Origin of the sequence: Microbispora sp. CA-102843, assembly GCF_050936215.1 — a bacterium.
In the GTDB taxonomy this organism is placed as follows: domain Bacteria; phylum Actinomycetota; class Actinomycetes; order Streptosporangiales; family Streptosporangiaceae; genus Microbispora.
The window spans coordinates 3120185-3132618 of sequence record NZ_JBNJNF010000001.1 but is presented as its reverse complement, the minus strand read 5'-3'; the positions used below and the strand labels follow the sequence as shown (position 1 = coordinate 3132618).

Sequence of the window (12434 nt, the reverse complement as noted above, 5' to 3'; positions counted from 1 at the left end):
GTTCGCCAGACCGTCCCCGGCGTGGGGGTGTGGTGTCATAGCATCGTGATGCTCCATGCTCGACCTATACGCACGACCTGAGATCATTCGCCCGCAATGGCATCGCCGGCGCGGCCCCGCCGACACGCAAAGCAGAGGTAAGGACAAGCCTGTTGGTGATGTTTGAGCTGGTAGATGACCGAATGTCAAGCTGTGATGTGCGTTACAGAATGGCCTGGAGGCGGAATCTTTCCTACGGGTCTCTTCGTTCGTCTCGTAGCACGAGCGCCCGGCGAGGCCCGACCGCACAGTGAAGACGCAGTGAAAGCCCCTGACAGGGGACCCGACGACGAAAAGGTTTGGCTGACGATGAACAGCACCACCGTCTCTGCCGAGCTAGGCCTTCGGCTTGTGGTCCCCGACCGTACAACCGTCCCCCTGCTCGCCGGTCTGAGCTACACGGCCGAGGATCCGTACGCGATCCGGATGGCCTTCCACGTGGGGAATGACGAGCCGGTCGAGTGGATCTTCGCCCGCGAGCTGTTGACCGTGGGCATCGTGCGGCGCGTCGGAGACGGGGACGTCCAGGTGTGGCCGGCCCGGTCTGACGGCGAGCGGACGCTCAACATCAGTCTCACCTCGCCCTTCGGCCAGGCCCTGTTCGAGGTGCCCCTGGCTCCCCTCACCGAGTTCCTGCATCGGACCTACGAGCTCGTCTCAGCCGGCCGTGAGACCGACTTCATGGACCTGGACGAGGAGCTCACCAACATGCTCTGGAGCTCCTAGGGACTAGCTCAGCCTCCGCTGGATCCCGCGCATGCGCGCGATCTCGATCTGCTGGCCGGAGACGACGTCCTGGGCCATCGTCCGCATGGCCCGGTCCCGTCCCCGGCGCAGTTCCTGCGCCGCCATGCTCACCGCGCCCTCGTGGTGCCGGATCATCAGCGTGAGGAACAGCGTGTCGAAGGCGCGCCCCCGCGCCGTACGCAGGCGGGTGAGCTCCTCCTCGCTCGCCATGCCGTAGCCGCCTGCCCCTTGATCACTCGTGCCGTGGTCGTGCGCGGGCGGCGGGGTGCGGCCCAGCCCCCGCAGCCACGACTCCATCACGGCGATCTCCGGGCGCTGCCCGTCCACCACGCGGTCCGCCACCGCCGTCACCAGCGGGTCGCCGGTACGCGCCGCGGCCATCCCGGCCATCTCCAGCGCCTGCCGGTGATGCGGGATCATCGCCTCGGCGAACCGCACGTCCGCCGCCACCGGCCCCTCCGCCGCCCGTGGGCGGGCGGGCGCGGAAGCGGACTGCCCGGGGGCGCCGGGGACGATCACCGGGGCGTCGGCGCGCGCCGGAGGAGCGACTTCGGGCGAGCAGGCGGCCAGCGACGGCGCAACTGCCAGCACAACCGTTACCAATCCGGTCCGCACCGGCCGCGGGCTCGACATAGCTTCCATAGTGGGCGATGATCCGCGGACATGGGGGCGACGTGAGCAGACCGAGGCTGAAGGCCGCGCTGGTGGCGTCCGCTCTCCTCCTGGCCCCGGCCTGCGCCTCCGGCGAGCCCGCGCCCTCCGCGACGGCCGCCCCGACCGGCATCCCCGCCCAGGACGAGATCAGGCACAGCCCCAACATGAAGCTGGTCGCCAACGTCCCCCTGGCGGCGCCGTTCGACGGCGCGGACGACTGGGGCACCGACATGGCCTTCCAGGGCCGCTACGCGTTCGTGGGCAACTACCGGGGCTTCACGGTGCACGACATCGGCGACCCCGAGCATCCCAAGGCCGTCGCCCGGGTCGAGTGCCCCGGCGGGCAGAACGACATCTCGGTCTCCGGCGACCTGCTGTTCCTGTCGGTGGACGAACCCCGCACGGACGACACCTGCGCGAGCGACGCCGGGGACCCGGCGGCCGCGGGAGCGTGGGAGGGCATCCGCGTCTTCGACATCTCCGACAAGACCCACCCGCGCTACCTGAAGTCCGTACGCACGGAGTGCGGCTCCCACACGCACGCGATCGTGCCGGGCAAGGACGCCGGCACGATCTACCTGTACGTCTCCTCCCCCGGCCCGGAGCCGGACACGACGAACTGCCGGCCGCCCCACCAGAACATCTCGATCGTGGAGGTCCCCGTCGGCGACCCCGGGAAGGCGCGGGTCGTGGCCAAGCCCGAACTGTTCGCGGGCAGGCCGGCGGGCGAGGAGGAGACGGGCGGCTGCCACGACATCACCGTCTACCCGGAGAAGCACCTGGCCGCGGGCGCCTGCTTCGGCGACGGCGTCCTGCTGGACATCTCCGACCCGGTACGCCCCGAACTGCTGCAGACCGTGCGCGACGAGAAGAACTTCTCCATCTGGCACTCGGCCACGTTCAACAACGAGGGCACCAAGGTCGTCTTCAGCGACGAGTTGGGCGGCGGGATGGCCGCCACCTGCCTGCCCTCGGTCAGTGCGACCAAGGGCGCGGACGCGATCTACGCGCTCACGCCGGAGCGCAGGCTCGTCAAGCAGGGCTACTTCAAGATCCCCCGGACCCAGGACGCCGAGGAGAACTGCGTGGCCCACAACGGCGCGCTGGTGCCCGTCCCCGGCCGCGACGTGATGGTGCAGGGGTGGTACATGGGCGGAGTCTCGGTCTGGGACTTCACCGACTCCGCCCACCCCCAGGAGATCGCCTACTTCGAGCGCGGGCCGCTGCCGCCGGATCTCCATCTCGGCGGCTCCTGGTCGGCCTACTACTACAACGGCTACATCTACTCCAGCGACATCACCAAGGGGCTCGACGTGCTGCGCGTCGACGACCCCCGGACCGATCCCGCCAAGGCCGTACGCCTGGAGGAGCTCAACGCCCAGAGCCAGCGCTCCTACTGACGATCACAAGACCAGGGCGATCACGGGTCGAGGTCGGCCGCCGAACGCTCGGCGAAGACCTTCATGGCCTCCAGCGTGACCGGCCCGGGCGCCTGCGGCAGCACCTTCCCGTCCACGGCCCTGATCGGCTGGATGTCGCGGGTCGTGGAGGTGAGGAAGGCCTCCTCGGCCTCGTACAGCGCCGAGATCGGCACATCGGCCTCCTCGCCGCCGCACCAATCGAGGGTGAGCGCGCGGGTGACCCCGGCCAGGCAGCCGGAGGCGAGCGTCGGGGTGACCAGGCGCCCGCCGGTGACGATGAAGATGTTGCTCCCGGTGCCCTCGCACAGGCTCCCGGCGAGGTTCTCGAAGATCGCCTCGGCGCCGCCGCGCTCCTTGGCGTACGCCAGGGCCTTGGCGTTGTCGCCGTAGGAGGTGCTCTTGACGCCCGCCAGCGCGCCGCGCTCGTTGCGGGGCCAGGGCACCACGACGACGTCGGCGGTGGCGGGGAACGGCGCCTGCTCGCCCACGATGACGATCGCGTTCGTGCCGGCCGCCCCCCGGTCGGAGCCGAGCGGCCCGGGGCCGCTGGTGTAGGTGATCCTGATGCGCGCCAGCGGCCACTTCGGCGCGGCCGCCAGGCAGCGGCGCACGCCGTCGGCGACGGCGGCGAGGTCGGGCTCGGGCAGGTCCATCCGCTTGGCCGACAGCGCCAGCCGGTCGAGGTGGCGGGTCAGTGCGAAGGACTCCCCGTTCACCGCCTTGACCGTCTCGAACACGCCGTCGCCGACCATCAGCCCGTGGTCGTACACCGAGACCACGGCCTTGTCGGGCTCGTACAGCTCCCCGTTCACCCAGATGGGTACAGACATCTCCTGCTCCGTTCGTTACCGATGTCGCTGCCCGTCCCCGGCCCGTCCTCCGGAAGCGAGGCCGATGAGCCGGGCGGCCTTGAGCTCGGTCTCGTGCCATTCCCGCCGGGGGTCGGACCCCCAGGTGATGCCCGCTCCCGTACCGAACCGGATCGTGTCGTGCTCGATCCAGAAGGTGCGGATGCCGACCGCCAGCGCCCCCTCGCGCCGGTCGGCGTCGACCCAGCCCACGGCCCCACAGTACGGCCCGCGGGGCTCCGGTTCGAGCTCGTTGATGATCCGCAGCGCCGACGACTTCGGCGCCCCGGTCACCGAACCCGGAGGGAAGGTGGCGGCGAACAGCTCCGGCCAGCCGACGCCGTCGGCGAGCCGCGCCCGCACCGTGGACACCAGGTGCACGAGCCCGGGGTGCTCCTCGACCGCGAACAGCGAGGGCACGGTCACAGAGCCTACCGCCGCCACGCGACCGAGGTCGTTGCGAACCAGGTCGACGATCATCAGGTTCTCGGCGTAGTCCTTGTCGAGGAGGTCGTCCGCCGTCACGCCGGTGCCCTTGATCGGCCGGGACTCGATCACCTCGCCGCTCCTGGACAGGTACAGCTCCGGCGAGGCCGACACGACCGTCAGCCCCGGCACGCCCACGACGGCCGCGTACGGCGCGGGGTTGCCCTCGGCCAGCCGTACTGCGAGGGCGAGGGGGTCCGCGTCCGGCGAGCGCAGCGGCGCGGACAGGACCCGGCAGAGGTTGGCCTGGTAGACCTCCCCCCGCTCGATGTAGTCCCTGATCCGCTGGACGCCCCGCTCGTACCGCTCCCGGTCGAGGGACGTGGCCCAGGCGTCGCGGGCGGGTCCCCGCCAGGGGCCGCGCGGCGGGGGCAGCGGAGCGGGCCGCACCTTGTCGAAGCGCGCGCAGACGACCTTCCCCTCGTACGACACGACCACCGCCCACCAGCCTGAGCCGTCGAGGGCGGCCAGGTCGGTGGTCACCTCCCGCAGGCCGGTGGCCAGGTGCCCCCCGATGTGGGCGAAGGCGTCGTACACGTGTCCATTCTCCCGCCCCTGGGCCGTCCCGTGGTTCCCCCTGCCGAAGCCGTGAATCAGACGACCCGGCGAGCCAGCAGGCCGAGCAGCGCGCGGGCGGCCGGGAGCGGGGCCGTGCGCGGCAGGGCGGCGTACACGGTGCGGCGCGGCGCGAACTCGCCGAGCGACCGCAGCGCCACGTCCCCGCGTACGGCGGGCGCGGCCATGGCGGGCACCAGCGTCACCCCGAGCCCGGCGGCCACGTAGCCGAGTTTGCCGGTCCACTCCCCGATCCGCAGGTCGACCCTGGGCGCGAAGCCGGCCCGGGCGCAGGCGGCGCCGAGCATGGTCACGGTGCCGGGAGGGGCTCCCTCGATCCAGCTCTCGTCGCGCAGGTCGCGCAGGTCCACCTTCTCGCCCCCGGCCAGCGGGTGGTCGGCGGGGAGGGCGACGAGCAGCTCGTCCTCCAGCAGACGGGTGACCTCGACCTCGGGACCCGCCCCCAGCCCGGAGGGGTAGTCGCTCACCACCGCGATGTCGATCTCCGCGCGGCCGAGCCCGTCCATGAGCCCGGTGCTCAGGCCCTCTACCATGCTCACCGCCACCTCCGGGCGGGACGCCCGCAGCTCGCGCAGGGCGGCGGGGACCAGCACGGCGTTGGCCGTGGCGAACGCGCCGACCCGCAGCCGCCCACCGGTGCCCTGGTGGATGGCGGAGAGCTCCTCACCCGCCCGGCCGAGCCGCTCCAGCACCTCGCGGGCGTAGCGGTGCAGCGTCCGGCCCGCGGGCGTCAGCCGTACCCCCCGGGGCAGCCGCGCGAACAGCGGCCCGCCCGCCTGGGCCTCCAGGGACGCGATGCGCCGGGACACGGCTGACTGGGTGTAGTTGAGCTGCACCGCGGCGGCCGTGAACGACCCCGTACGGGCCACGACGTCGAGCAGCACAAGCGCGTCGGTGTCGAACATGCTCCATCCGTGAGGGAGATCCGGTGAGAGAGAGGAATCCATGAGGGAGGGGAATGGGTGCCATGCGATCTAGTCGCTGGTGGAATGACTTCTTCCTCCCCTAACGTCCAGGACATGATTGCTTTTCTTGGTTTGGGGCGCATGGGCGTCCCGATGGCCGGCCGCCTCGTCGCCGCCGGTCACAAGGTGACCGTGTGGAACCGTACGACACGGGGCGTGCCGGGCGCGGAGGCGGCCCCCTCCCCCGCCGCGGCCGTCGCCGGAGCAGACGTCGTGATCACCATGCTGAGCGATCCGGAGGCGGTGTCCGAGGTGGCGCGGGCGGCGCTGCCGGGGCTGCGGCCGGGGTCGGTGCTGGTGGAGATGTCCACGATCGGCCCCGACGCGCTGCGGCGGCTGCGCGGCCTGCTCCCCGAGAGCGTGGGCCTGGTCGACGCGCCCGTGCTCGGCAGCGTGGGCCCGGCCGCCGAGGGCACGCTGGTCGTGCTCGCCGGGGGCCGCCGAGAGGACCTCGACCGGGTGTCGGACGTTCTGCGGGTCTTCGGGACGGTCCACGAGGCGGGCGGGCCGGGATCGGGCGCCGCGGCCAAGCTCGCCGTGATGAGCGCGCTGGTGACCGCCCAGGTGGGGCTGGCCGAGACGCTGGCCTACGCGGACGATCTCGGGGTCGGCCGCACCGCCCTCCTGGACGCCCTCGGGGAGACACCCCTGGCCGGTCTCGCGGAGCGGCTGCGGCCGGTGGTCGAGTCGGGGCCGTTCGAGACGCGGTACGCCCTCGGCCTGGCCGCCAAGGACCTGCGGCTCGCCACGGAGGGGCCGGGGAGGCACCAGACGGTGACCGCCGCCGCCCGCGACCTGCTCGCGGGGGCGGTCGCGGCGGGGCTGGCGGGGCACGACCTCACCGCCGTCGTCCCGTTCGCGGCGTCCCACGCGGCGCAGACCCCCGCGCCGAAGGAGGTGCGGGCGGTCAACCCGCCCTCCGTCCCGGCGACAAACGGGTACTACTCCCACGCCGTACGCTTCGGCGACCTGCTGTTCCTGTCCGGGCAGGTGGCGCTGGACGAGGACGGGAAGGTCGCCGGCGAGGGCGACATGACCCTGCAGTCCGAGATCGTTATGGAGAACCTGGAGCGGATCCTGGCCGACCAGGGCTCCTCGCTCGACCGGGTCCTGCACATCAGGACGTTCCTGACCGACATGGACCGGCTGCACGAGTACGCCGCAGTCCGCAGCCGTTTCCTCACCGGCGAGCCGCCCGCCAGCACGACCGTGGAGGTCGAACGGCTGTTCCGGCCCGGCCTGGTGATCGAGGTCGAGGTGGTCGCCGCTCTCTGAGATCTCAGGCCGGGGTCTCGGGCCGGGGTCTCAGGAAAGCGGGCCGACGGCGGACTCGGCGGCGGCGACCACGGCGCCGCTCTCGACGAGCCGGACGACCGCCTCGATCTCCGGCGCGAGGAAGCGGTCCGGTCCCGGGCCCGGCACCGGCTCGCGCAGCGCCGCGACGACCGCGCCCGTCCCCGGCGCGGGCGCGTGCGGCCTGCGCAGGTCGAGCGCCCGGGCGGCGGTCAGCAGCTCGATCGCGAGCACGCGGGTGAGCCCGTCGACGGCGCGGCGCAGCTTGCGGCCCGCCGACCAGCCCATCGAGACGTGGTCCTCCTGCATCGCGGAGCTCGGGATCGAGTCCACGCTCGCCGGCACCGCCAGCCGCTTGAGCTCGGACACGATCGCCGCCTGGGTGTACTGCGCGATCATGTGCCCGGAGTCCACCCCGGGGTCGTCGGCGAGGAACGCCGGGAGGCCGTGGCTGCGCGCCACGTCCAGCATGCGGTCGGTGCGCCGTTCGGCGATCGAGGCGAGGTCGGCCACCGCGATGGCCAGGAAGTCCAGGACGTACGCCACCGGGGCGCCGTGGAAGTTGCCGTTGGACTCCACCCGCCCGTCGGTGAGCACGACGGGGTTGTCGATGGCGCTGGCGATCTCGCGGGCGGCGACGGCGGACGCGTGGGCGAGGGTGTCCCTGGCGGCGCCGGCGACCTGGGGGGCGCAGCGCAGGGAGTAGGCGTCCTGGACGCGGGTGCAGGAGCCGTCGCGGTGGGAGGCCATCACGCCCGAGCCGGCGAGCAGCGTCCGCATGTTGGTCGCCGCCAGGGCCTGGCCGGGATGGGGACGCAGCGCCTGCAGGTCGGCCGCGAACACGTAGTCGGTGCCGAGCAGCGCCTCGACGCTCATCGCGGCGCCGATGTCGGCGGTGGTGAGGAGCCGGGACAGGTCGTGCAGCGCGAGCACCAGCATGCCGAGCATGCCGTCGGTGCCGTTGACGAGCGCGAGCCCCTCCTTGGCGGCCAGCTCGACGGGCTCGACGCCGTGTTCCTTGAGCGCCTCCGCGGCGGGCCGCAGGCTTCCCTCGGCGTCCCGTACGACGCCCTCACCCATGATCGTCAGGGCGACGTGGGAGAGCGGGGCGAGGTCTCCCGAGCAGCCGAGGCTGCCGTACTCGTGGACGACCGGGGTGAGCCGGGCGTTCAGCAGAGACTCCAGCACCCGGGCCGTGGCCGGGCGCACACCGGTGTGCCCGGTGGCGAGCGTGCGCAGGCGCAGCAGCATCATGGCCCGCACGACCTCGGTCTCCACCTCGGGGCCGGAGCCGGCCGCGTGCGAGCGGATGAGGCTGCGCTGGAGCTGGGCGCGCAGCGAGGGGTCGATGTGCCGGGTGGCGAGGGCGCCGAACCCGGTGGAGACGCCGTAGGCCGGGGTGTCGGCCTCCGCGAGCTCCTCGACCCTCCCTCGGGAGGCGGCCATCTCGGCGATCGCGTCGTCCGTCAGGCGGACCTGTGCGCCGTACCTGGCGACCCGGACCACATCGCCGAAGGCGAGCGGTCCCGGGCCGACGGCCACGACCTCGTTGTCGTGCATCGTCCCACTCTTTCACGTCGTGCTGCTCGCGCGTGCGCGCGCGGCGAGTAACCAGCGTATCTCAGGTTAGGTCCTTACATCCAAAGGTCCTCTCCAGTCCCTCCCGTCCCGGGCCGGTCAGCCGCAGGGCGCGGGGCACCGTGCCGCGCACCAGCCACTCCCGCGCCAGGAGCCGGTCCAGGACCGCGGCGCCGAGCGCCCCGCCCAGGTGCGGGCGGCGCTCCAGCCAGTCGAGGCAGTCGGGGGCGAACCTGCGGCGGGCGCGGCGCACCTGCTCCACGTCCACGTCGAGCTCCGCGAGCGCGTCCGCGCCGTCCGCGGTCAGCAGGCAACCGCCGTCGGCCTCGACCAGACGTCCCTCGCGCACCAGCGCGTCGTACAGTTCGACCCCCACCCGGCCGGCCAGGTGGTCGTAGCAGCTGCGAGCGTCCCGCAGCAGCCGGGCCTGCCGCGACTGCCGCAGGGACCGTACGGCGACGCGCCCGCTGATCCGGGCCAGCACCTCCAGGGTGCGGGCGACGTCGGGGCCGGCGAGGCGGTAGTAGCGATGCCGCCCCTGTTTGACCACGGTCACCAGGCCCCCGTCGAGGAGCCGGGCCAGATGGGAGCTCGCGGTGGGGGCGCTCACGCCCGCGATCCTGGCCAGCTCCCCCGCCGCCAGGGCCCTGCCGTCGAGCAGCGCGGTGAGCATGGCGGCGCGGGCGCCGTCCGCGATCAGGGCCGCGACGGGGGCGATGTCGGCGTCCCCCGCGACCTCGGCCGTCCCGGGCTCCTGAGCGTCCCCGGCGGCGCCGGGGACGGCGGCGTGTGTGCGGTCATATGTCACGGACATGCTTCGACGCTAGCGCGCCGACAGTTCGACGGAGCTGGAAGCATCGGCCGGAACTCGCGGTGTGAGCAGGGAGAACGCCGTTGATTTGGGGAGTCGGCGAGAGATTGGATAAAGTCTTCCCGTGAGCCCGGCCGGACAGAGCCGGGGACGCGGAAGTGGCTCAGTGGTAGAGCATCACCTTGCCAAGGTGAGGGTCGCGGGTTCGAATCCCGTCTTCCGCTCGGAGCTTGACACTGTGCAGCTTGACACGGTGGAGTGGCCGAGAGGCGAGGCAGCGGCCTGCAAAGCCGCGTACACGGGTTCAAATCCCGTCTCCACCTCTTGGTTTTCCAAGGGCGATTAGCTCAGCGGGAGAGCGCTTCCCTGACACGGAAGAGGTCACTGGTTCAATCCCAGTATCGCCCACCACACAGCACCACCCGAAGGCCGGACCCGAGATCACGGGTCTGGCCTTTCGCCTGTCCGGCCGCCGAGGGCGTCCAATCCCGTGGAGCCTGCTTCACGGCCGCTCGTAGACGAGTTCACACCCGGTCGTACACGAGGAGCCCGTCGTCGCGCAGGCGGGCGCCGGAGGTCGGCGCGTGTTCGGTGAGCCGTCCTTCCTGCGACAGGTGCAGCACGCGCGCGCCCCGCACGAGGACGGCGAAATCGGCGATGATCCGCCGGTGGCAGCGCCACCACACGGCCTCCGCGCACATCACGGCGGTCCGGGCGGCGCGCGCCTGCGCGAGCAGCCCGTCCATGGCCGCCAGGAAGTCGGGATGCCGGGAGTAGCCGGCGTATCCCCGGAACGAGGCGTTCTCCCAGAAGACGTCGGGCGAGTCGGGAGCCGCCCTGCGGAACCCGCCCAGGCACCTGTCCCATCGATAGCCGATTCCCGCCTCGGGCAGCCAGCTCTCCAGCGCCGCGCGGCCGGCGTCGGGGTTGCGCCTGCTGCCGGGAGCGGTCCGGACGTCGACCACCTCCCGCACGCCGGCACCGTGCAGCAGCGGGATCAGGTGCCCGCGCGGCGCGGTGCCATGCCCGAACGTCAGCAGCGTGACGCGGGCATCGGGAGCCTCACCCGCCGGCGCCGGCCCGCTCATTTCACGCTCCCCCATGAGGACCGTGCCGCGAGCGGGGCCGTTCGCAGGGGCCACGCCGGAAGGCACGGCGACGGACGGCCGCCCGGGGCACGCCGGACGGCCGGTTCCTGAAAGGCGCGCGGTCAGTCGGCGCGGGCGGAGAGCTCGTCGAAGAGCTCCAGCGCGGCCTGCCGTACGTCTGCGGGCGAGATTCCGCTCAGGGTGCTGCGTGCCTGAGCGGCGTCACGGGTCGTGGCGAAGGTGATCGCGACCGACTTGGCGGCCGCGTGGCGCAGCGATCCGGTGGGCGCGCTGTCGGCCAGTGCCTCCGCGCTCGCGGCCAGGTCGAGGTTGTCTTTGCCGAACTTAGTGGTCAAAGCGTTCTCCTGGGATGATGGCGGCTTGGCCCATTATCCGCGATGGCCCCCGCGTGCGGTGCGGCACCCCGCGTTGTTCGCGTGTCCCCGTCCTGTTTCACCGTTCATTCCCCCTATGAGCGCCCGGCGAGACGGGCCCGTACGACAAGGTCGTGCAGGGCGTCGTGGGCCGACGGGGCGTCCGGCAGCGCGGAGGCGTCCCGGGCGTCCTCCAGGCGGGCGGTGAGCGCGTCGAGGTCGGCCACGAGCAGTTCTCCGCCGGGCCCGCCGTCCGGCAGTCCGCCGTGCTCGGCCGCCCGCTTGGCCTCCACCAGGCCGGGCAGGTACGGCGGCCCGCCGCCGAGGAGCAGGGTGAGGTCGGCGACGAGCTCACCCGTGCGCATGAGGTGGATGCCCGTCAGCAGCACCCGGAACGCGTAGAGCAGAGGCTTCAGCTCCCCCGTACGGTCGAACAGCCGCCGCTGGGTGCGCGCGAAACCGAGGTAGTGGTGGGCGTGGTGCCGGGTCAGGCAGCCCCGCGCGAGGGCGCGCATCTCCTCGTGCAGCGGTGAGGTGGTCACGACCAGCGGCGACAGGAGCTGCTCCAGCACGTAGCCGTTGCGGCCGAGCAGCAGCCGGCAGAACTTGGCGAGGTCGTGGGTCACGAGGTCGACCTCCACGCCCTCGCGCGTCCACGAGCGGGTCACGGTCTCCTCGCCCGTGCGCAGGCCGACGACCTCCTCGGCCGGCAGCACGTGCACGCCCCGCAGGTCCACGTCGGAGTCCACCGAGGGAAACCCGTACAGGTGCGCGCCGCTCACGGTGGCGAACGCGAGCGGGTGCCGCTCACCCGCGGCCACCTCGGGCAGCCAGGGCGGCAGGACGACGGTCACGGCGCCTCCCCTCCCATCACGGTCATAGAGCCGACCTCCGCACGTCGATCAGGAACTCCTCGGCGGCCGCCCGGTCCGGTCGTTCCGGCAGCGCGCTCCCGGCCCGATCGTCCAGCTCGGCGAGCAGCCGCCCGCGCCACTCCAGCACCTCGGGCCAGGGCGTCTCCCCCCGCCGTACGGCGAGCAGCCGGTCGCGGTGGGCGCCCACCTCGACCAGCGGCTCCCCGTGCCGGGCCAGATGGGCGGCGCCCAGCAGCAGCCGGATCATGTGCATCGCCATCTTCCATCGCTTCGCGTCGCCTCCCGGGCGGGGCGGGTCCTCCGGTCCGAGACGGCGGAACTGCCGGGCGGCCGATCCCGCGAACGCCCGCTCCGCCTTCCCGGACAGGAACACGCGGCGCAGCGCCAGCAACCGCTCGCCCACCGGGGTGACCAGCTCCACCAGCGGCGACCACAGGCACTCCAGCGCGGCCGGATTGCCCTCCAGCGCGAGCACGCAGAACCGCTCGACCTCCCACGAGAACTGCTCGGGCAGCGGCCCCTCCACGTGATCCGGCGGCTTGTCGAGCCGCCAGAACATCGGGGTGGGCGTCACGAACACGCCCCGCCTGTCGACGTCCGACTCCTCGGTCTCCAGCCCGTACGCGCGCGAGCCGATGACGACCGACAGGACGGTGCCGCCGGGGGCCGTCAGGGTCAT

General features: G+C 72.7%; 13 protein-coding genes and 3 tRNA genes. 6 read left to right on the top strand and 10 right to left on the bottom strand.

Translation table 11 applies throughout. The features are described 5' to 3' along the window. The first annotated feature begins 348 nt into the window (after positions 1-348). Positions 349-765 (top strand): SsgA family sporulation/cell division regulator, encoded by a 417-nt coding sequence (locus tag ACQEVJ_RS14760; protein WP_139575157.1) that lies wholly within the window; start codon positions 349-351, stop codon positions 763-765. A 3-nt stretch (positions 766-768) separates the two neighbouring features. Here ACQEVJ_RS14760 and ACQEVJ_RS14755 read toward each other — a convergent pair whose 3' ends face one another. After that, the gene (locus ACQEVJ_RS14755) at positions 769-1377 is read right to left on the bottom strand and encodes a DUF305 domain-containing protein (RefSeq protein ID WP_433101174.1); all 609 of its coding nucleotides are present in this window, start codon (positions 1375-1377) and stop codon (positions 769-771) included. Positions 1378-1460: 83 nt separating this feature from the next. On the opposite strand from ACQEVJ_RS14755, the gene ACQEVJ_RS14750 reads away from it, so the two are divergent. Continuing rightward, entirely contained in the window at positions 1461-2840 is a 1380-nt protein-coding gene (locus ACQEVJ_RS14750) for an LVIVD repeat-containing protein (protein WP_433101172.1), read from the top strand. A 20-nt stretch (positions 2841-2860) separates the two neighbouring features. Here the strand turns inward: ACQEVJ_RS14750 and ACQEVJ_RS14745 are convergent, their stop codons facing one another. From ACQEVJ_RS14745 to ACQEVJ_RS14735, 3 genes are read right to left on the bottom strand one after another with little or no spacing between them, the layout of a single operon-like run. After that, on the bottom strand, positions 2861-3691 hold the full coding sequence (locus tag ACQEVJ_RS14745; protein ID WP_433101170.1) for an aminotransferase class IV: 831 nt from the start codon (positions 3689-3691) through the stop codon (positions 2861-2863). A gap of 15 nt (positions 3692-3706) precedes the next feature. Next, the gene (locus ACQEVJ_RS14740) at positions 3707-4732 is read right to left on the bottom strand and encodes a chorismate-binding protein (protein ID WP_433101168.1); all 1026 of its coding nucleotides are present in this window, start codon (positions 4730-4732) and stop codon (positions 3707-3709) included. Between the two features lie 56 nt (positions 4733-4788). Beyond that, the gene (locus ACQEVJ_RS14735; protein ID WP_433101166.1) at positions 4789-5676 is read right to left on the bottom strand and encodes a LysR family transcriptional regulator; all 888 of its coding nucleotides are present in this window, start codon (positions 5674-5676) and stop codon (positions 4789-4791) included. A 114-nt stretch (positions 5677-5790) separates the two neighbouring features. On the opposite strand from ACQEVJ_RS14735, the gene ACQEVJ_RS14730 reads away from it, so the two are divergent. Further along, positions 5791-7011 (top strand): NAD(P)-binding domain-containing protein, encoded by a 1221-nt coding sequence (locus tag ACQEVJ_RS14730; protein ID WP_433101164.1) that lies wholly within the window; start codon positions 5791-5793, stop codon positions 7009-7011. 30 nt (positions 7012-7041) lie between these two features. Here the strand turns inward: ACQEVJ_RS14730 and hutH are convergent, their stop codons facing one another. Continuing rightward, entirely contained in the window at positions 7042-8589 is a 1548-nt protein-coding gene (gene hutH / locus ACQEVJ_RS14725) for a histidine ammonia-lyase (protein ID WP_433101162.1), read from the bottom strand. Between the two features lie 61 nt (positions 8590-8650). Beyond that, positions 8651-9421 carry an ArsR/SmtB family transcription factor gene (locus ACQEVJ_RS14720; protein WP_433101160.1) on the bottom strand — a complete coding sequence of 257 codons (771 nt, stop codon included), beginning with the start codon at positions 9419-9421 and terminating at the stop codon, positions 8651-8653. A gap of 149 nt (positions 9422-9570) precedes the next feature. Between ACQEVJ_RS14720 and ACQEVJ_RS14715 the strand changes: the two genes are divergently transcribed. The 3 genes from ACQEVJ_RS14715 (at position 9571) to ACQEVJ_RS14705 (ending at position 9829) form a co-directional block, all read left to right on the top strand. Next, positions 9571-9642, top strand: a tRNA-Gly gene (locus tag ACQEVJ_RS14715). A gap of 28 nt (positions 9643-9670) precedes the next feature. Then, positions 9671-9741 (top strand) — tRNA-Cys (locus ACQEVJ_RS14710). A 13-nt stretch (positions 9742-9754) separates the two neighbouring features. Next, positions 9755-9829, top strand: a tRNA-Val gene (locus ACQEVJ_RS14705). A gap of 113 nt (positions 9830-9942) precedes the next feature. Here ACQEVJ_RS14705 and ACQEVJ_RS14700 read toward each other — a convergent pair. From ACQEVJ_RS14700 to ACQEVJ_RS14685, 4 genes are all read right to left on the bottom strand, one after another. Next, a complete protein-coding gene (locus tag ACQEVJ_RS14700) occupies positions 9943-10506 on the bottom strand; it encodes a DUF488 domain-containing protein (RefSeq protein WP_433101158.1) in 564 nt (187 codons plus the stop codon). A gap of 122 nt (positions 10507-10628) precedes the next feature. Continuing rightward, a complete protein-coding gene (locus ACQEVJ_RS14695; protein ID WP_433101156.1) occupies positions 10629-10862 on the bottom strand; it encodes a hypothetical protein in 234 nt (77 codons plus the stop codon). Between the two features lie 113 nt (positions 10863-10975). Then, entirely contained in the window at positions 10976-11734 is a 759-nt protein-coding gene (locus tag ACQEVJ_RS14690; protein ID WP_433101154.1) for a nucleotidyltransferase domain-containing protein, read from the bottom strand. Positions 11735-11756: 22 nt separating this feature from the next. After that, positions 11757-12434, bottom strand: a complete 678-nt coding sequence (locus tag ACQEVJ_RS14685; protein WP_433101152.1) for a nucleotidyltransferase domain-containing protein — start codon at positions 12432-12434, stop codon at positions 11757-11759.